The sequence below is a fragment of the Paraburkholderia sp. OAS925 genome (genome assembly GCF_040543975.1).
Lineage (GTDB): Bacteria > Pseudomonadota > Gammaproteobacteria > Burkholderiales > Burkholderiaceae > Paraburkholderia > Paraburkholderia graminis.
In genome coordinates this window covers 1,794,422-1,813,562 of the sequence record NZ_JBEUNO010000002.1, presented here as the reverse complement: position 1 = coordinate 1,813,562, position 19,141 = coordinate 1,794,422, and the positions used below count along the sequence as shown (strand labels likewise).

Annotated in this window: 19 protein-coding genes; 6 read left to right on the top strand and 13 right to left on the bottom strand. The window is 64.6% G+C overall.

Translation table 11 applies throughout. From position 1 onward, the window contains the following. Positions 1-55 precede the first annotated feature (55 nt). On the top strand, positions 56-976 hold the full coding sequence (locus ABIE53_RS26935) for an ATP adenylyltransferase family protein (protein ID WP_192699224.1): 921 nt from the start codon (positions 56-58) through the stop codon (positions 974-976). A 38-nt stretch (positions 977-1,014) separates the two neighbouring features. On the opposite strand, the gene ABIE53_RS26930 is transcribed toward ABIE53_RS26935, so the two are convergent. Then, positions 1,015-2,256, bottom strand: coding sequence for an NAD(P)/FAD-dependent oxidoreductase (locus ABIE53_RS26930; protein ID WP_192699225.1), 1,242 nt, complete (start codon positions 2,254-2,256; stop codon positions 1,015-1,017). A 28-nt stretch (positions 2,257-2,284) separates the two neighbouring features. Beyond that, a complete protein-coding gene (locus ABIE53_RS26925) occupies positions 2,285-3,085 on the bottom strand; it encodes an ABC transporter substrate-binding protein (RefSeq protein WP_006046625.1) in 801 nt (266 codons plus the stop codon). A gap of 238 nt (positions 3,086-3,323) precedes the next feature. On the opposite strand from ABIE53_RS26925, the gene ABIE53_RS26920 reads away from it, so the two are divergent. Then, complete coding sequence (locus ABIE53_RS26920) at positions 3,324-4,292, top strand: ornithine cyclodeaminase family protein (RefSeq protein WP_310074792.1); 969 nt, start codon at positions 3,324-3,326, stop codon at positions 4,290-4,292. Between the two features lie 106 nt (positions 4,293-4,398). Further along, the gene (locus ABIE53_RS26915) at positions 4,399-5,043 is read left to right on the top strand and encodes a helix-turn-helix transcriptional regulator (protein ID WP_006046623.1); all 645 of its coding nucleotides are present in this window, start codon (positions 4,399-4,401) and stop codon (positions 5,041-5,043) included. A gap of 18 nt (positions 5,044-5,061) precedes the next feature. Here the strand turns inward: ABIE53_RS26915 and ABIE53_RS26910 are convergent, their stop codons facing one another. The 11 genes from ABIE53_RS26910 to ABIE53_RS26860 all read right to left on the bottom strand — a co-directional run bounded on the left by ABIE53_RS26910 (position 5,062) and on the right by ABIE53_RS26860 (position 15,725). Continuing rightward, on the bottom strand, positions 5,062-6,069 hold the full coding sequence (locus tag ABIE53_RS26910; RefSeq protein WP_006046622.1) for a vWA domain-containing protein: 1,008 nt from the start codon (positions 6,067-6,069) through the stop codon (positions 5,062-5,064). A gap of 44 nt (positions 6,070-6,113) precedes the next feature. Beyond that, positions 6,114-6,689, bottom strand: coding sequence for a hypothetical protein (locus ABIE53_RS26905; RefSeq protein ID WP_006046621.1), 576 nt, complete (start codon positions 6,687-6,689; stop codon positions 6,114-6,116). After that, positions 6,686-7,675 (bottom strand): vWA domain-containing protein, encoded by a 990-nt coding sequence (locus ABIE53_RS26900; RefSeq protein WP_006046620.1) that lies wholly within the window; start codon positions 7,673-7,675, stop codon positions 6,686-6,688. The genes ABIE53_RS26905 and ABIE53_RS26900 overlap by 4 nt, the downstream gene beginning before the upstream one ends. After that, positions 7,672-8,607: a hypothetical protein gene (locus ABIE53_RS26895; protein WP_006046619.1), complete on the bottom strand. Its 936-nt coding sequence runs from the start codon at positions 8,605-8,607 to the stop codon at positions 7,672-7,674. The genes ABIE53_RS26900 and ABIE53_RS26895 overlap by 4 nt, the downstream gene beginning before the upstream one ends. Continuing rightward, a complete protein-coding gene (locus ABIE53_RS26890) occupies positions 8,604-9,473 on the bottom strand; it encodes a DUF58 domain-containing protein (protein WP_192699226.1) in 870 nt (289 codons plus the stop codon). The genes ABIE53_RS26895 and ABIE53_RS26890 overlap by 4 nt, the downstream gene beginning before the upstream one ends. A 3-nt stretch (positions 9,474-9,476) precedes the next feature. After that, a complete protein-coding gene (locus ABIE53_RS26885) occupies positions 9,477-10,496 on the bottom strand; it encodes an AAA family ATPase (RefSeq protein ID WP_006046617.1) in 1,020 nt (339 codons plus the stop codon). 53 nt (positions 10,497-10,549) lie between these two features. Further along, the gene (locus ABIE53_RS26880) at positions 10,550-11,536 is read right to left on the bottom strand and encodes a LysR family transcriptional regulator (RefSeq protein ID WP_029965957.1); all 987 of its coding nucleotides are present in this window, start codon (positions 11,534-11,536) and stop codon (positions 10,550-10,552) included. 12 nt (positions 11,537-11,548) lie between these two features. Beyond that, a complete protein-coding gene (locus tag ABIE53_RS26875; RefSeq protein WP_051153870.1) occupies positions 11,549-12,316 on the bottom strand; it encodes a hypothetical protein in 768 nt (255 codons plus the stop codon). 122 nt (positions 12,317-12,438) lie between these two features. Then, positions 12,439-13,350: a substrate-binding domain-containing protein gene (locus ABIE53_RS26870; protein WP_006046614.1), complete on the bottom strand. Its 912-nt coding sequence runs from the start codon at positions 13,348-13,350 to the stop codon at positions 12,439-12,441. 28 nt (positions 13,351-13,378) lie between these two features. After that, positions 13,379-13,798: a c-type cytochrome gene (locus tag ABIE53_RS26865; RefSeq protein ID WP_006046613.1), complete on the bottom strand. Its 420-nt coding sequence runs from the start codon at positions 13,796-13,798 to the stop codon at positions 13,379-13,381. Between the two features lie 106 nt (positions 13,799-13,904). Next, positions 13,905-15,725: a methanol/ethanol family PQQ-dependent dehydrogenase gene (locus tag ABIE53_RS26860; protein ID WP_006046612.1), complete on the bottom strand. Its 1,821-nt coding sequence runs from the start codon at positions 15,723-15,725 to the stop codon at positions 13,905-13,907. A gap of 547 nt (positions 15,726-16,272) precedes the next feature. Between ABIE53_RS26860 and ABIE53_RS26855 the strand changes: the two genes are divergently transcribed. From ABIE53_RS26855 to ABIE53_RS26845, 3 genes are all read left to right on the top strand, one after another. Then, complete coding sequence (locus tag ABIE53_RS26855; RefSeq protein WP_006046611.1) at positions 16,273-16,689, top strand: 4a-hydroxytetrahydrobiopterin dehydratase; 417 nt, start codon at positions 16,273-16,275, stop codon at positions 16,687-16,689. Positions 16,690-16,881: 192 nt separating this feature from the next. Further along, entirely contained in the window at positions 16,882-17,910 is a 1,029-nt protein-coding gene (locus ABIE53_RS26850; protein ID WP_006046610.1) for a beta-ribofuranosylaminobenzene 5'-phosphate synthase family protein, read from the top strand. 285 nt (positions 17,911-18,195) lie between these two features. Then, a complete protein-coding gene (locus ABIE53_RS26845; protein ID WP_006046609.1) occupies positions 18,196-19,137 on the top strand; it encodes an NAD(P)-dependent methylenetetrahydromethanopterin dehydrogenase in 942 nt (313 codons plus the stop codon). The last annotated feature ends 4 nt before the right edge of the window (positions 19,138-19,141 follow it).

Here is a 19,141-nt window from a genome sequence, read left to right as displayed (position 1 = left end):
CGACGAGTGTATAAAGTGAGCTACATGTCGCGCAAAACCGAAGCCGCTCATTGCCATGAACACGCCTTCTCGCGAATCATCCGGCACCTTGTGGTCCGCCATCGTGCGCCAAACCGCGCATGCACTGGCTTGCGGCGCGTTGCGTCGCATACAGACGCGCCTCGTGACGATTGAAGACGGCGGCGTGCGGTTCCTGATCCGCCAAGTGTCGAGCCTCGAACGCAAGGAGCAGCACGCGCAACAACGCAAGACGGAATCGTCCAGCAATCGCGCAGCCAATCCTTTTCTGCCCTGCGAGCCCGATCTCTTCGTCGCCGATTTATCGGACACGCATCTCGTCCTGCTCAACAAGTTCAACGTCATCGACCACCATCTGCTGATCGTGACGCGCCGCTTCGAGTTGCAGGAAAACCTGCTGAATCCAGCGGATTTTCGCGCGTTATTCGATTGCATCACGCAGTTCGAGAGCCTCGGTTTTTACAATGGCGGCCCGGCTGCCGGCGCGAGTCAGCCGCACAAGCACTTGCAGATCGTGCCGCTGCCACTCGACGAAAGCGCGCCTCATCTGCCGATCGAGCCGTTGCTCGCGGCCGCGCGCAACGACGGCGCGGTCTGCACTGTGCCCGGCCTCGGCTTTGTGCATGCGTTCGCCGCGCTTGATGAGAAGCTCGCGGATAGGCCGCAGGAACTGGCCCGCATTGCGTTCGATACGTATCTGCGTTTGCTCGACTCGAGCGGTTTGCACGCTGTGGATGTGGACGGCGAAGCGCGGCAGTCGGCGCCCTACAACCTGCTCGTCACCACGCGATGGATGATGCTCGTGCCGCGCTCTGTCGAAAGCACTGAGGGCATCGCAGTCAACGCATTGGGGTTTGCCGGTTCTCTTTTTGTGAGGAACGATGCGCAGATGCAAACGATCACGCGGCTCGGTCCAATGAATGTGCTGCAACGCGTTGCGGGAACGATTGCAGCGTAGACGTTGCATGCAAGCGGACGCAACTGAACGCGAAACGTCTACCCGAACCGCTCGACCCGAAACGGACGCGCATCCGCAAAAGGCTCTACGCCCGTCATCATTTCGGCGAGAAGCCGCCCGGTCACCGGACCGAGCGTCAATCCATGATGGTTGTGGCCGAAACAAAACCATAGACCTGTATGACGCGGCGCCGGTCCGATGATAGGCCGCATGTCCGGCGTGCACGGACGCAAGCCGAGCCACGGGTTCGCATCGAGCCGCTCGCCGAGTCCAAACACCGACTTCGCCGAGCGCTCCGCGCGTTCGAGCTGAATGCCGGTCGGCTTCGCGTCGCGCCGCGCGATCTCGACGCCTGTGGTGAGCCGCAAGCGCCCTTGCATTGGCGCGACCACGTACCCTTGTTCGGAGTCGACGTAGGGCATGGACAGCATGGGCTTCGTCGGCCGATAGTGCATGTGATAGCCGCGTTTTGCGCGCAGCGGAATGCGATAGCCGAGCGGTTCGAACACCTGGTCGGACCACGGACCGAGCGCGACCACGACCTCTTTTGCACTGATGCTGCCCGCCGATGTCCGCACGGTCCACGCGCCCGCTTGTGCTTGCAAGGTCGTCGCATCGCCGGTCAACAACGTGCCGCCGTCCTGTTCGAAGAGACGCGCGTAACCCTTCGTCAACGCCCCCGGATTCACGATGCTTTTCGGGTCCTGCCAGTGCAGCGCGCCGCAGAATCCATCCGCGAGACCGGGCTCGTGCGTCGCCAATACCGTTGCATCGAGCGCGACCACGCGCAGTCCATGCGTTCGCGCGATGGCCTCGGCGGCCGCCGCATTGCGCGCGAATTCCGCGGGCGTGCGAAACGCCTCCATCCAGCCTTTGCTGATCGCGAGATCCGCGAGACCGGCACGGTCGATCAACAGATCGTGCTCCGCGACGCTTTGACGAATCAGCGGCAGCATGTCACGCGCGGCGCTCATCAGCCGCTCGGGCGACGACTCCCACCAGAAGCGCGCGAGCCAGCCCGCGAACGACGGCAACGCGCGATAGTCCCAGTAAAGATCCGTCGACTGGTTGCGCGCATAGCGCAGCAGCGTGTCGAGATTACGCGGAAATGCGTAAGGCACGACCGACGACGACTCGATCAGCCCGGCGTTGCCGAAACTGGTTTCCTCGCCGGGCGCACGCCGGTCGACGAGCGCTACACGCCGGCCCCGGCTCTGCAAATGCAGCGCAGCCGACACGCCGACGATCCCGGCGCCCAGCACGATCACATCGAAATCCATAAGCTCGCTCTGCTGGCTACGCAATACATTACTTCGCGATGATGTCGCGATTGAAGTACTTCTGCGAAAGCGCGCTGAGCGTGCCGTCTTTCTTCAGCGCCTCGAGCGCCGCGTCGACCTTCTTCGCGAGCGCCTTGTCGCCCTTGCGCAAGCCGAAGCCGGTTCCTTCGCCGAGCGTGGCGGGATCGCTGAGCGGCTGACCGGCAATCGCATAGTCGTGGCCGGCCGGCTTCTTCAGGAAGCCGTCTTCCACCGTTTGCGTTTCCTGCACCGCGGCGTCGAGCCGGCCCGCGACGAGATCGGTGTACACCTGGTCCTGATCCGCGTACGAGACGACCGAGACGCCCGCGTTCGCCCAATGCGCCTTCAGAAAATCTTCCTGCGACGAACCTTGCAGCACGCCGACCCGCTTGCCCTGCATGCTCTTCACATCCGGCATCAGGCCCGAGCCGCGCTTCGCGACCATCACGATCGGCACGATATAGATGGGCCGCGTGAAGTCGATGGTCTGCTTGCGCTTGGCCGTGATGTTCATCGCCGAATTGATGACGTCGAACTTGCGCGCCTGCAACGCGGGAATCAGGCCGTCGAACGCGTTTTCGACCCACTCGCATTTCACGGCCATCTTCGCGCACACCGCATTGCCGACGTCCACGTCGAAGCCCTGCAATTGACCCGTGGCGGTCTTGCTTTCGAACGGCGGATAGGCGGCTTCAATGCCGAAGCGCAACGTGTTCTGGGTTTCCGCGCTGGCCGTGCCGACGGAGCCGACAGCACCGGCCACAACAGCAGCGGCGACGAAAAGAGAGAGTTGGAGCTTGCGGAGCATGGTGGTTCCCTGTCTGTTGGGGATCGCGAATCAGCGGCACGAATGGGCGTCGCCTGTCTGCCTGGAGAGGCCGCGCGAATGTCGGTGAAAACCCGCGTCCGCGCCCTCTCTGGAACAACAGTCTATTCTGGACTCGGGCAAAAGCAAGCGATTTTCAAAATAAAAGTCCAGTCTGGACTTTTTGACTTTAGAATGGCCGTGACGCGGGATACCGGCAAACGTTGCGGAGAGCAGGCACATGAGCACGACACATACGGACAAAGCGATTCCACTGATCGTCGACGAAGAAACCGTTCGCAAAGCGCTACCGCATCTCGACGTGCGCGGAGCCTTGACGCGGATGTTTCGTGCGCTCGCGAACGACGCGGCCGTGCAGCCGCCGCAAACGCTCACGCTCTTTCCGCGCGGCGCGGGCGACTTCATCACGTACCTCGGCGCGATGTCCGACGCGCAGGTGTTCGGCGCGAAGCTGTCGCCCTACATCGTGACCGGTTCGCAGCCGGTGATCACCGCGTGGACCGCATTGATGTCGATGCAAACCGGCCAGCCGCTCATGTGGTGCGATGCGGGGCTGCTGACCATCGAGCGAACGGCCGGCACCACGGCGCTCGCCGTCGAGCATATGGCGCCGCCCGGCGCGCGCACGCTGGCGGTCGTCGGCGCAGGCGCGGTGGCGGAGGCTCATATTCGCCATCTCGCGGCGCTGAGGCCGTGGACTGCCATTCGCGTCTTCTCGCGCGATCTGAAGGATGACGAGATAACGCAGAAGAAAATCACGGCGCTCGATGAGCGCATCCATATCTGCACGCGCATTGAAGATTGCGTGGCAGACGCCGACGTCGTCGCGCTGTGCACGTCGTCCGGTACGCCCGTGCTGGCGGACGGGATGCTCGGCAAGCCCGCGCTCATCACATCGATCAGCACGAACGCGGCAAACGCTCACGAGGTCCCGCCCGCGTGGATTCCCGCAATGGACGTGTACTGCGACTACAGACAAACCACTCCGGCAAGCGCGGGCGAAATGAAACTGGCCATTGAGCAGCACGGCTGGCAAGCACGCAACGTGGCGGGCGATCTGCCCGAACTCGTCGCCGGTATCGCGGCGCGGCCGTCCTATGAGAAGCACGCGTTTTTCCGCTCGATTGGGCTTGGACTCGAAGACGTGGCAATCGCATTCGAACTCTTCAGGCATCTGACCGCGCAATAGCGTCTATGCAGCGATGCCGCCTAAGCGGCCGCACGCGTCGCTCATGGCAAAATGACGCGCGAGCCGACGCGTTGTAGCCTCTGCGAAACCGGAACCCACCTGCCCTATGCGAAAGACCAAGACAACGGCCACGCGCCGCCTGCTTCTGGATCGATACAGCCGTGTCGCGGACGGCATCGCGCTGCTTTTTTTCCCCTACGTCGAGATCGTCATTCACGACCTGCACAGTCAGACGGTCGCGTACATCGCGAACAATCTGTCCAAGCGCGAGATCGGCGACGAGTCCGCGCTGGAGGAAATCGATCACACGGTCGAGTCCGGCACGATCGGGCCTTATGAAAAGATCAACTGGGACGGCAGGCGCATGCGCTGTGTGAGCACCGTGCTATTCGACGACGCGGACGTGGCGGTCGGCGTGATGTGCGTGAACTACAACATCGCCGTGTTCGAGGACGTCAAGCATGTGATCGACCGCGTGATTTCAGGCGCGGGCGTGGTTAAGCAACCCGAGGAACTCTTCAAGGACGACTGGCAGGAGCGCATCAACACGTTTCTTCACGCGTGGCTCCAGGAGCGTCAACTCGCGCTGAATTCGCTGACGCGCGACCATCGACGCGAACTGGTGGAAGCGTTGTGGGCCGAAGGCGCGTTCAAAGGCAAGAGCGCGGCGAACTATGTGGCGAGCGTGCTGGGAATGGGCCGCGCCACCGTCTATCAGCATATCCGCGATCTGCGCGGCGCGGCCGCGTAAGTGGGCGTATGCAGCGCGCTATTCGACCAGATCGCGGTTGTGCGCGGCGGCAGCCGCGGCGGCGTAGTGAGCGCTGTCGGCAGGCGATGAGCTAATCGCGCGAGCGCGCCGCGCCGGGCCAAAGATTCGCGCAACAGGCGTCGTACCAAACCGCATCGTCTCTAAAGAAACAGCAGTCCCCGGCAGAAAGCGCCAGACGAGCAGCAGCAGCGCCAGCACCGCGGGACACCAGCGCAAATCGGTCGGCACCGTTTCGCGGTGAGCGAGCCGCGTATCGAGCATCGCGTCGCGCAACGACTCCGCGTCCATCAAACGCCGATAACCGAAGCCGACCTGCCCGGCCACCGCGCTCAAATAATGCCCTTGCAACGCGGACCGTTCCTCGTGACTGGCCGCATGAGCCGCAGACGCATGCATCTGCGGAACCTGCACGACCTCGTCCGCCTGCCAGTAGCCGATGCGATTGCCGTGCGCGTCACTGCGCGGAATCGGCGCCGGCTGATCGCCGCCGACGCCGATCAGCCAGCCCTTCACGTGCGCGGGATTGATGTCCTGCTTGAGTGCATCGGAGGGCAGCAGCGGCGGCGCTTCCTGGCCATCGGTGACGAAGACGACGGCCGTGCTGTCGCCAATCTCCTGCGCCACGCGAACCGCCGAATAAACACCGCCCTCGGCGATGCGGCTGTAGTTCGTCCAGCGCATGTGCCCGTCGATCCGATCGAGCGACGCCAGCAGCGCATCGTAGTTGCCGCACACTTCGACGGGCGGCAGCAGCAGAAAACTACGCTGCCCGGTGAACGCGCTCCAGCCGATTTTCGACCCGCACGGCAGTTGCCCGAGCGCCTCGCGCATCGCCGCACGCGCGAACACGAGCCGGCTCACCGGCGCACCGTCGAGCATCGCATCTTCTACGTTCATGCTCTGCGTAATATCGAATGTGACGATGTAGCTCGACGTATTGCGCGGCAACGCGACCGGCGGCATCGCAAGCGCGAGAATCAGCAGCACGAGCGCGGCTGCCGTCATCCAGTGACGTCCGGTGAAAAAGCCTCGCATGGATGCGCGCAGGCTCACGGCAAGTCCCTGCTTTCGGGGTCGCGCACCTTGATGTCGTGCTGCTCCTTGACGTCAGGCGCACTTGACGCGGAACGCGTCTCGGGCGCGAGCCACAACGCACGTTCGAGGTTGTAGCGCGCGTCCCAATCGTCGGGTGCAATGCGCAGCAGGCTTCGATAGCGGGCTTTCGCTTCCTCGACCATCGCAAGCGATTCGACCGCGCCCGCAGGGCTATGTCCGATGCCCTGGCGCAGATACAGATTGCCGAGATCGAACAGCGCAGCGCGTCCAGTGTCGCTCTCGGGTTGCTCGCGAATCAGCGACTCGAAGAGAGGACCCGCCGTGTCGTAAGCGCCCTCTTTCGACAGCGCGATCGCGCGCGCGAGTCTGACTTGCGGCGCGTCGTCCATGCTGCCGGCGCTGCGCGGCGCCTGCTTCGCGGCTGCCTTGCCGGCGGTAGCGGTAGCGCTGGCGGCCACGACCTGGTTCACCTCCTCCGCGTGACGCAACCGCAGCCCGTCATAAGCGGCCACCGCTGCGCAGCACAGCGCGACGGCCCCGAAGATGACATGCACCGACGCGCGCTTCATGCCCACACCCGAACCTGAAAGAACCGCAATGCGATGAGCAGCACGCAACTCGCAAGCGCTGCCGCCAAGCAATACGAACTCAGATCCTCGCGCGGCAAACGCTCGACGAACGTCGTCTGCGCATTCTGCTGCCGGTTGATTTCGGCCATCGCGTCCCTCATTGCTTTTGCATTACCCGTCTGGAACAAACGATAAGGTGTCTTCAGCGAAAGAAAATAGCGGTGCAATTCCGCTTCCGCCGACGACTCGCTCGCCGGCACCTTCGCATTCAGGTCGGGACTGTAAATGCTGCTTCGCAAGTAGATGAAGTAGAGCGCGATGTCATTGCGCAGCAGGCCGTCTTCAATCAGTTGACGCACACGCGCGTTCAGCTTCGCGCCGCCGTCGGAGACGAGCACGATTGCGCGGCGGCTCGACGAATGTTGCTGATTGAATTCGCCGATCGCAGTCAGCAGCCCGAGATCGAGTTGCGTGTCGGGCATGCCGCGGCCCACGCTCGTACCGGCGATGGCGGCGTCGATCGCGCGATGGTCGTACGTGAACGGCATCGCCAGCAACGGGCTCGTGCCGAACATCATGAACGCGAGCCGGTCGTTCGGCCGCTGCGCGACGAACTCCGTCAACGAAGCGCGCGCCACCTTGTTCTTCGATTCGCCCGCGCTGACCTCAACGCCCTTGCTGTTGATCGGCTCGTCCATGCTGGCGCTGCGGTCCATCAGAATCAGAATCTGCGCGCCGCTGCCCGTGCGCAATACCTCGCGATGCGAGCGCCCAGGACCGGCCAGACCGACGACGATCGCGAGCATCGCCAGCACGGCGCTGCCCTGCGCGACGGCGCCGATCCAGCGTCCCGCGCGATCGTCCGGCAGCCACGCGATCCACGAAAACGCGAGCGTGTCGGCGCGGCGCGGCAGCAGCGGCAGCAATGCGAGCGGCAGCAGCGCGAGCAGCCAGGGATGAGCGAAGTCGAGCGCCATATTGTTCATCGCTGATGACGCTGTTCCGCGCGATACAGCGCCTCGCACAGCGTCTTGAGCGGATAGGCCTCGGCGGTCGACGCGCGCACGAAAAAGCGTTCCGCCGATTGCCGGTAGAACTGCTCCAGTTGCGCGCGCAACGGTTGCAAATACGGCGCCCGCGCGAACAGCGCCGGCAGCGAACCGCCATGCACGACATGACCCGCCGTTTCGTTCAACGCGCGATGCAGGCAAAGCCACGCATCCGTGGAGGCATCCATGCGCGGCTCGGGGTCGCGCTGCGCGCGTTGCATACGCCGCATTTGCCGCCACGCGCGCGCGAACGGCAGCCGCGCCGACTCGCGCGCATTGCGCCACCACCACCAGCCGGCCCACGAGAACAAGGTCAGCAACGACAAGCCCGCAGCGATGCCGGCCTGCCGGCGCAGCGGCGCAGTGGACAGCGGCAAAGCCTGGCGGTCGGGCCGCAGCGCTTGCAGATCGCCGGCATTGAACGGATTCGCAGGCGTCGCGGGACCGATGCTGATCGGCCACTCGGCGACGCGCAGCGTCGCGCCCGACGACGACGGCAGCGTCAACGCGGGCAACGCAATCTGCGTGAGCGCGGTCGGCACGTTGACGAGCTGATAGTCGATCGCCATCCAGCGGCGGCCCTCGTCGTCGGTCTCGGTGCGAACGCGCCGGCGCTCGAGCCACGTATCGGTGCGGCCGAGCGAAGGCGGCGTCACCGAGCCAATCTCGCGGTCGCCGTCTTGCAGCAGTATGCGTTGCGTGAGGACATCGCCGAGCAGATAGCCGAATGCGCGCGGCTCCTGCACGGTCGGCTGGAATACGGCGCCGCTCGCGGCTGCTGCGTTCGTGGACGGCAATAGCGAAGGCAGCAGCACGATAGCGACGATCGTCGCGGCCCGTATGCGGCGTAGCGTTCCCCCGAATCTCATGCAACGGCCTCCAGAAAGTGGCGCGACATGGCCTCCGGATCGAAAGCGCTTTCGATAAAAAACGGCTGGATCGCGCGCTTGCCGAACATCTGCGAGAGTTCGCCGCGGCGTGTTGCAACGCCTTCGCGCCAACGCTCCCGCACGCCGGCGCTCAGCCACAGCGTGCGCCGCGCGCCGGACTCGGCATCGCTGACCGCGAGCAGCGGACCGCCCGCGGGCGGCACGGTCTCCGCTGCGTCCCATATGACGATTGGCACGACGTACGAATGCACCAGCAAGTCGAGCGCGGCGGGTAAGGCCGCGAGCGGCCAGTGGAAATCGGAGACGATAAAGACCAGCGCCTGACGGCCCGCCAGCGTCGACGCGACGCGCCGCAGTGCGTCCGCACTTTCGCCGACGTCATTCGACGCCGCGCTCTCACTCCCGCGCAGCATCGTCGCGAGCAGATTGCCGATGCCGCGGCCCGAGCGCGCCGGCATGAAAAGATCGTCGCGTGAAGCATGATCGAAGGCGAGCATGCCCAACGGATCGCCCACACGAAACGCGCTATAACCCAATGCCTCGACGAAATCCGCGGCCACCTCCAGTTTCGTTTGACGGCTGCCGAAGCGCATCGACGCGGACACATCGACAAGCACCTGCACCGGCACCGCCGCGCGCTGCAAATGCACCCGCACGAGCCATTCGGAGCGCGCCGCGCGCACGCTCGCCCGCAGATCGAGACGGCGCGGATCGGGATAGTCGAAGAGGCGCCCGTGCATCGCGAATTCCTGGCCAGCGCCGAAGCTCGATCCACGATGCGAGCCGGGCCGAACGCCCGATGAGCGCATCGGCAAACGGTAGTGGAATTCCGCTATCTCGTTCATCGCTCAAGGCACCGCCAGTCTGCCGACGATCTGCGTCATCAACGCCTCCGAGAGTTCCTGGCGGCGCAATTCGTAGATCGGCGTGAAGAACACGCGGTGGCCCAGCGCGGGCAGCAGCACCGCGTGAATGTCCTCGGGAATCAGATGCGTGCGGCCCGCGAGCCACGCGACCACACGCGCCGCGCGCAAGAGCGCGCTCATCCCGCGCGGACTCGCGCCCGCCAGGATGAGCCGCTCCATGTCCACGCCGTCGAGCGCGATGCCGAAGCGCTGCGGCGTTTCGGTAGCCTGCCAGATGTCCAGCACGTAGCGCTCTATCGTCTCGCTCGATTGCACGCTGTGCTGGATCGCCGCGCCGATCTGGTTCAACTGCTCCCACGGCACGATGGCCGGAGAAAGACGCGCGAGCAGCCGGTCGACGTCGTGATAGTCGGCATCGAACACGAGCGCGCGGCGCACCTCGGTGTCGTCGGGCGTCGGCATGCCGAGTTCGAAGAGAAAACGGTCGCGCGCCGCCGACGCCAGTTCGAACGTCTCTTCCTTCTCGACCTTGTTGCGATCCGCGAACACCGTCATGTGCGGAAAACGATATTCGCGGTCGAACGCCCACACCGAACGCTCGGCCATCGCACGCAACAGCAGCGACTGCACCTGCGGACGCGCTCGATTGATCTCGTTGAAGAAGAACGTGGTGAGCCGCTCGCCGTGCCGCAGAAGCGGACCGGGATCGATACGCGGCCTGCCTTCGGCATCGACATAGGTGTGATAGACGAGATCGCCCGGCATCAGATCGATCGTGCCTTCGACGCGCTCGAACTCGCCGCCCACCACGCGCGCAAACGCGCGCAACACGGTCGTCTTGCCGACGCCGACGCCGCCTTCGAGCAGCACATGGCCGCGCGCAAACAGCGCCACGGTGATGAGCCGGATCACCTGCGACTGGCCGATCACCGCGCCCGCGACTTCTTCCTCGATATGCAGCGCGTGCAGACGCCAATCCTGAAGCTGTTCGCTGGAACCCATCGGTGCAATCTCCTATGGCGGGCACACACCGCGCCGCCGGCAAGAAAAACGCTTCACGCGGATGCGTCGTCGACTGCTTTTAACAGAACCTTCGATCTTCCCGGCGACGGCACGAACCCCGCATACTCGCGCTCCAGATAAGCTGCGGCCTCCTCGAGCAGGAACTGCCGGAAGATCATGCAGGTCGGCGAAAGCTGCTTGGCGCGCAAATGCACGATCTGCCACGTCCGCTCGATCGGCGTGCCGTTCACATCGAGCAGGGCGAGTTCGCCGGTACGCAGTTCGAGCAGCAGCGTATGCAGCGAAATGAGGCTCACGCCCATGCCCGCGATCACCGCCTGCTTGATCGTTTCGTTACTGCCCAGCGTGACGACTTTCGCGGGCGTGAACAAATGCTGGCGGAACATTTCCTCCGCGGCCATGCGCGTGCCCGAACCGGGCTCGCGCACCAGAAACGTATCGCCGCGCAGCTCCTGCAAATCGAACCGTTGTGCGCCGACGAGCGGATGATCGACCGGCGCGATCACCACTTGCGGATGCCATGCGAGCGGCTCGGTCGTCGTGTCCAACTCCGGCGGCGGCCGGCCCATGATCGCGAGATCGATCGCGTTGTCCTGCAACAGACGCAATAGCGCGTCGCGATTGCCGACCGAAAAGTGAACGTCGACTTTCGGGTAGATGCGCGAATACATCGCGAGCAGCTTGGGCGCGAAATACGTCGCGGAACTGACGATGCCCACCGCGATCGAGCCGCTGTCGGCCTGCTTGAGCGAGGTCATCGCATCTTCGGCGTCCTTGATCTCGCCGAGAATGCGGCTCGCGTGATGGCTGAACTTCTCGCCGGCCTCGGTCAATGCGAGCTTGCGCGCAATCCGTTCGAACAGACGCAGGCCCACGGCTTCCTCGAGTTGATGAATCTGCATCGACACGGCCGGCTGCGTCAGATGCAACTCCTCGGCCGCGCGCGCGAAGCTCGTATAGCGGCTCGCCACGACGAAAATCTGCAACTGACGCAGCGTGAGCGAGCGGATGAAATTCAAGGCCATGCGCCGCTACCGGCTCGCGCGCGGCGCGTTCGACGGCGTGACGGGCTCGTTCGGCGAACGCGGCGCGTTGTTCGGCGCGCCAGGCGCGTTCGGTGCATTCCCCGGCGGCGTCAGCTTGCGCAACACAGCCTGAAAACTGAGCGCGCGGCTTTGCAGCGGATGCGCGAAATCGTTGTTGGCGCCCGGCACTTCCGTGCGAATCATCGCGACCTGGCCCGGCACCGTACTCGCGATCAGAAACGTATAGCGCTTGCCCGTGTATTGCGGAAAACGCGCGGCGTTGGGATCGTCGAGATACGGCTGCACGACGATCTGCTGCGCCTTCACCGCCTTGCCGCCGATCTGGCTCGTCACCGTTTCGATCTTCGGCCCGGCGGCGAGCGCGAGCCGCAGGCGCTGCTGGAAATAGCGGCGTTTTCCGCCCGTCAACTGCTCCATCTCGGCGATGTCGCGCTCGAGAAAATAGATGATGACGGGATTGCACTGCAAGCCGCCGTTCGGCAACGGAACCGCGCCGCGTTTATCGGACACCTGGGCGTCGCCCTTCGCATTGTCGGCGCTCGTCACGAGTACCTTGACGGTGTCGCTGCCGTGCGCGGACGCGTCGGAGCTGAGCAACGCGTAGTCGAGTTCGGTTTGCTGCTCGACGCCGTGCAGATGATCGGTCGTAAAGATGAGGCGCTCGGCGGGCGAAATATCGCTCGCGCCCGGCGCGGATGCGGGTGCAGGCGTGGCCGCTTGCGCGTTGGCTACAACGACGCCCATCGCACCCATTGCGCCCGTCACGCATGCGATGCTCGCGGCGCACGCCGCGAGCACGCGCCGCCTGCCGTTGCTGATACCGCCGCTCACGCCGTCGTCAGGAATACCGCCGGGAAACCCACCACACTCCGCCGTCATGGCGACGCGTCCGCGGGTTTGCCCGCCGGTGCGTCGACCGGTTTCAGCAGCGGCACTTCATAGCTCGTGAGAATGCTGTCGATCTTGTCATGGTTCGCGCCGATCCATTGATCGACCTTGTCCTTCCACGCTTTCTCGCCGTAGCGCACGCCCATCGAAATCGTATAGTCGAAGCGGATGCCCGGCGTGGCCGGGAACGGCACGAGCTTCACCGAATCGCCGGAGCGCTTCGCGAAGTAACCGGCAATCGGCCCCCACAGAAACACCACGTCGACATTGCCCGCCTGCAGATCGCGTTCGATCATCTGGCCGGGATATTCCTGCGGGTCGCCGCTTTGCACCTGATACGACACCGCCTGATCGATCAGGTTATGACCGAGCAGCCAGTCGACGGCAGGCGTCTGCGTGAAGATGCCGAAACGCAGCTTATGAAGTTGATCGGGCGGCAGCTTGAGCAGATCGTCGGGCGTATTGATGCCGGCCAGTTCGGGCCGCTTCTTGAACACCATTGCATAGGTCGAGCGCAGATAGGGCTGCGTGGTCGATGTCATGTCGTAGCCTTTCGGCACGCCGATGATCAGATCGCATTTGTACGCGCCGGTATCGGCCACCTTCTCGCGCAACGTATGGCGCACGAAGCCCATGCGCTGCGGAAAATACGTGTATTCGAGCTTGTAGCCGAAGTCGCTCGCCATCTGGCTCGCGATGCGGTTCTCGTAACCTTCGCCCTTGTTGTTCGACAGGGGCATGTTGTTCGGGTCCGCGCAGACGCGCAGCACGCCGTCGGCGCCGTCGTTGTTGGGCAGCGCCTCGCCCTGGGCGCGCACTGCGCCGCTTGCGAGCGCCGCATAGCAAAGCGCGCCTGCCACGAGCGCCGCATGCACGTGCATTGAATGACGATGACGCATCGATCACCTCCTGAAGTAAAGCCGCACGCTATTTTGCGTCGATGGCCTGCAGATCGCCGGGCTTGATCTGCCCGTCCGAACGCCCTTTCAGATAGGCGTAAAGGTTCTCCCAGTTCTTTTGCATCATCTGGCTGGAACTGAAGTCGGGCATGCCTTTCTCGACCCGCCCGCCAAACACGGTGCGATGAAACTCGTTCTTGTCGAGCGTCTTGAACGCCTCGACGAGCGACGGCCCCACCATGCCCTGCTGCTGCGCGCCGTGGCAGCGTTCACAGGCAAGCGCGCGCCAGGTCTTCCATCCTTGCAACGTGTTGCTGTCCACCTTGCTGCCGTCGACCACCTTGTACGCCACCTGGGCAATCGCGGGATTGGTCTGAGCGTACGCGACAGGCAGCACGACGAAAAGGACCGGCAACGCCGCTCCCAACAAGATTGATCGGCCTTTCATATGCAGATGTCTCCTCGATCCTCGGGAAAGGGCCGCGCCGGCTGCTTCGTGCAGCGACGCGGACCCATGACTCAATTGAACCAACTGTTATTGAACCAGCCGTTGATTAACCGCCGGCACCGCCCGGAATGGCGAACACGAACAGCGTGCCGCCGAGCGCCGTGTACTTCGCGAGTTCGCGATAGCCGCCCACTGCGCCCAGACCTTCCGTCGACTTCTCGAGTCCTGCCGCCATGCCGATGCCGGCCCAGCCGCCGATGCCCGAGTACACGCCCACGTATTGCTTGCCCTGATACTGATACGTGAACACGTTGCCGATGATTCCCGACGGCGTCTTGAAGCGCCACAGTTCCTTGCCGTCCTTGATGCGGACTGCCTTCAGGTAGCCTTCGAGCGTGCCGTAGAACGCGATGCCGCCAGCGGTGGCGAGCGCGCCCGACCACACCGAGAACTTCTCCGGCTTGGACCAGACGATCTTGCCCTTCGCCGCATCCCACGCGATGAAGTTGCCCATCGCGTTGTTCTCGTTCGGACCCGGATACATCGACAGCGTCGCGCCCACATACGGCTGACCCGACACGTAATCGACATCGAACGGTTCGTAGTCCATGCAAACGTGATTCGTCGGCACGAGGAAGAGGCTCGAGTTCGGGTCGAACGCCGCGGGCTGCTGGTCCTTCGAGCCGAGCGCCGCCGGACAGATGCCCTTCACGTTGTGATCCGAACCGGCTGCCTGCGTCGAATACGCCGCGTTGCGAATCGGCTTGCCGCTCTTCAGGTCCACGCTGTCCGCCCAGTTCACGGCCGGATCGTACTTCTGCGCGACGAGCAGTTGGCCGCTCTCGCGGTTCAACGTGTAGCCGAAGCCGTTGCGGTCGAAGTGAACGATGGCGGGCACCTTCTTGCCGTCGATGGTCAGATCCGACAGGATCATTTCATTGACGCCGTCATAGTCCCACTCGTCGTGAGGCGTCATCTGATAGACCCACTTCGCCATGCCGGTATTCAGATCGCGGGCCATGATCGACATCGACCACTTGTTGTCGCCGGGACGCTGCGTCGGGTTCCATGTGCCCGGATTGCCGGTGCCGTAGTAGACAAGGTTGAGCTTCGGGTCCCACGCATACCAGCCCCACGTGGTGCCGCCGCCCAGCTTCCACTGATCGCCCTTCCATGACTTCAGCGACGAGTCTGCGCCAACCGGCACCATCTTGCCGTCGGTGTAGGTCATCGTCTTGTCGGGGTCCATCAGCATGTCCTTGTCCGGGCCCGTGCTAAATGCGGTCCAGACCGGCTTGCCCGTCTTGATGTCGTAGGCGATCAGGCGTCCGCGAACGCCGAACTCGCCGCCCGAGATGCCCGTCAGCACCTTGTCGCCGAATACGTGCGGCGCATTGGTGTTGGTTTCGCCGGCTTTCGGATTGCCGTTCTGCGCGCTCCACACGACGTCGCCGGTTTTCGCGTTCAACGCGACGAGCTTGGTGTCGGCCTGTTGCAGGAAGATCTTGCCGTCGCCATAAGCGAGCCCGCGATTAACGGTGTCGCAGCACATCACGGACACAACCGAGTCGTCCTGTTTCGGCTGGTACTGCCAGATGAAAGTCTGATCCTTGAGGTTGATCGCAATCACCTTGTTAGGGAACGGCGAGTGGATATACATGGTGTCGCCGATCACGAGCGGCGCGCCTTCATGGCCGCGCAGCACGCCGGTCGACATGGTCCATGCGACCTGAAGTTTGCCGACGTTGCTTTCGTTGATCTGCTTGAGTGGGCTGTAGCGGTGGTTGGCATAATCGCCTGCCTGAGCCGCCCAGTTAGACGGACTTTTCATGAGCCCGTCGAGCTGCGAATCGGCCTGTGCAACGATAGAGCTCAAGGCTGCCGACGCGAGGATCGCGAGCCCAAGAACCGTGGTGCGTAAGTTCATGTCTCCTCCAGAATGGTCTTGCTGTTCAACTCACGAATGACCCACGCTACCTCGCAGCACCGGGCGCGCCACCACGGAGCAGGGTAACGATCAACGCCATTCCCGATCGTTGTCGGGTTTTGCGGCGCATGTCGGCCAACGCATATTCCATGCCGATGCGGCAGCGGCGCACAGCGCAGGCGCTGTTACGAGGCGAGCGTCAAACGCCGCGCGGTCACATCGCATCAAGCCGCGCGCGGCGCGTCGGGCGTCGTCGGCCTTGGCATGTGACACGTGGATCAAACGGCAACGGCGGACGATCACGCTCGACGCCGCCCAACTGTGTCACGCCGTGACACCACCGATGCGCGGCATGTGGGACATACTGTGTCATGGCCCGATACGAAGCGTGTCCGTCGCGAGGCAGGCTGCATGCGAAGCGGTTCGCGCGATGCGTCGGGCCATCCGCCAGTCGCATGGCGCATCAATTGCAGCGCAACATGAGGCCGAGCGATCGATTCAACATTGCGATCCGACTTTGCGATCCAACATTTGCGGAGCAGCGATCATGGCAAGCACAGAAAAGGTCTATTCCGACGACGAGATCCAGCAACGTCTCGTCGGTCCGCTACAGCACTGGTACGTCGAAGACGGCTGGTTGCGGCGCAAATACCGCACCGAAGGCTGGAAGGGAACGCTGATGGTGGTAAACGCGGTGGGTCATCTCGCGGAGGCCGCCTGGCATCACCCGGATCTGACGGTCTCCTATGCATTCGTGATCGTGAAGCTCAAGACGCATTCGGCGAAGGGCATCACCGACAAGGACTTCGCGCTCGCCGGCAAGATCGAGTCGTTCATCCAGTGGCAGCCGGCCACCGAGGGCGGTCCACTGGAAGGCACGCCCACCGACGACCAGCGCTTCCGCTATATCAAGTACGACGCGCCGAAGCCATCGCAGGCGCCGGAAACATCGGAAGGCGGTTGACGCGACGCATCGCGCGGCAGCCTGGTACGCCTTTCGCTTGACGTCCTGCGCCGAGCGTCGCGCGATGGCGCTCATGGCCGCGCTCATGGCCGCGCTCGTGGCCACAGTCACAGTCACGGCCACACCAATGGCCGCGTGACGATTCCTCCCGCTCGAGCGCCATCGGGTCACGCATGAACAAGGACACTCGCGATGCAGCTTCACGTTCGCCGCCTTTCGCCTGACGCCACCGTGACGGTCGACGCCCCCGCGCGGCTGCATCTGGGCTTTCTCGATCCGAACGCGTCGCTTGGGCGCGCGTTCGGCAGCGTCGGACTGATGATCGACGGCGGCGGCACTCGCATCGAAGCGCGCTTCGCCGAGCGCGACAGCATTAGCGGCGCGCTATCGGACGCGGAGCGCGAGCGCATCGCGATCTGTCTCGAACGGCTGCATGCCGCGTTCGACCCCACGCCGGTCGCGATCCAGGTCACGCAGATGCCGCGCGCGCACACCGGGCTCGGCTCGGGCACGCAACTCGCGCTTGCGGTCGGCATGGCGTTCGTGCGGCTGCTCGGCCATCTGGCGACGACGGCCGAACTGGCGAGCCTGCTCGGCCGTGGCGCGCGTTCGGGAATCGGCGTGCTCGGCTTCGATTCCGGCGGCCTGCTGGTCGACGGCGGGCCGTCCGGCGATTTGCGGCCGGGCGTGCCGCCGCTACTTGCACGCCAGCCGTTTCCCGAGAACTGGCGCGTGCTGCTCGTCAGCGACACCGCGCGAGAAGGTCTGCACGGCCCCGAAGAACGGCGCGGTCTCGCGGCGCTCGCGCCGTTTCCTCAGCGACTCGCCGCGCATCTGTGCCACCTCGTGCTGATGAAAATCCTGCCGGGCGCCGCCGAACGCAACATCGTGCCGTTCGCGCACGGCCTCACGGAGATGCAGCAGACCATCGGCGAATATTTCGCGCCCGTGCAGGGCGGCGTGTTCACGAGCCCCGGCGTCGAGCGCGCGCTGCGCGCGGTGGCCGCGCAACGCACCGCGGGCATCGGCCAGAGTTCATGGGGTCCGACGGGTTTCGCGATCGTCGGCAGCGCGCGCGACGCCGAAGCCGCGCTCGCCACCGCGCGCGAAGCGACGCGCGGCATGCCGCAGATCGAATGCACGATCGTCGGCGGACGCAATCGCGGCGCCACCGTGCGCTCGAGCGAGGCGCGGCAGCACCACCGCATCGGCGCAGCATGAAGTGCTTTTACTCCGCGCCGCGATTCGTGCACCGGGCGGCTCACGAACGGGCTGCGCGTGCTGGCGATGCCGCAGCACCGCGCGCGACGCGACGCACGTCACGAACTCCCGGACGTCACGAACGCCATCAACGTCACCAGCGTGACGCGCGCCACGACATGCGACTCGCGCAAACAGCATGGCGTACCAGCCCGCGCCTTTTGCGTCCTCTCGACGGGAGCGCGGCTTCTCTCGGCCCTTCCCTTGCGCAATCCACGACATCGCCATTGAAACGAGCCCCCTGCCATGTCCGACACCACTGAAAAACCCGCCGAACGGCCGTACATCCTGCACATGCTGACGGCCACGCCGCAGATGAGCCCCTTCGACGTGAACATGGCCGCCGATGCCGGCTACCAGATCATCGTGCCGTACTGCAACGTCGACGCGGGGATGGTGGCGAACCTTACGCAGGACGCGATCTTTTCGCGCGGGCCGAAAGGCGTGGCGCGCACCGGCATCTTCATCGGCGGACGCGACGTGATGCTCGCCGCCGACATGCTCGACAGCGCGCGCCGGGCAATGGTGCCGCCGTTCGAGGTGTCGGTATTCGCCGACCCGAGCGGCGCGTACACGACCGCCGCCGCGCTCGTCGCGCTCGCCGAGCGGCATCTCGCGAAGGCGTACGGCATGGAACTGGGCGGCAAGCGCGTGCTGATTCTCGGCGGCACCGGCGCGGTCGGGCGTGTGGCCGCGGCGATGGCGGCGTCGCTGGGCGCCGACGTTTGCATCGCCAGCCACACCGACGCGGCGCGCGCCACGCGGGTGAGCGACGAGCTCAATCAGCGCTTCCAGATTGTGACGAAAGGCGTGGGCACGGCGACGTCCGACGAACTGCGCGCCGCGCTCGGCGAGGCCGAGATCGTACTGGCGACGGCTGTCGCCGGCGTGCAGGTGGTGAGCCGCGACGACCTCGCCCACGCGCGCCACCTGCTGATCGCCGCCGATGTCAACGCCGTGCCGCCCGAAGGCATTGCCGGCGTGAACGTGATGAACGACGGCAAGCCGATCGACGGCGTGCCGACTGCGGGCGGCGCGATCGGCATCGGCGCGCTCGCGATCGGCAACGTCAAGTATCAGGTCGAGCACCGGCTTTTCACGCGGATGCGCACCGGCGGCAAGCCCGTGTATTTGAGTTTTCCGCAGGCGTTCGACGAGGCCCGCGCCGTCGCGGCCGGACTCGGCTGAGCGG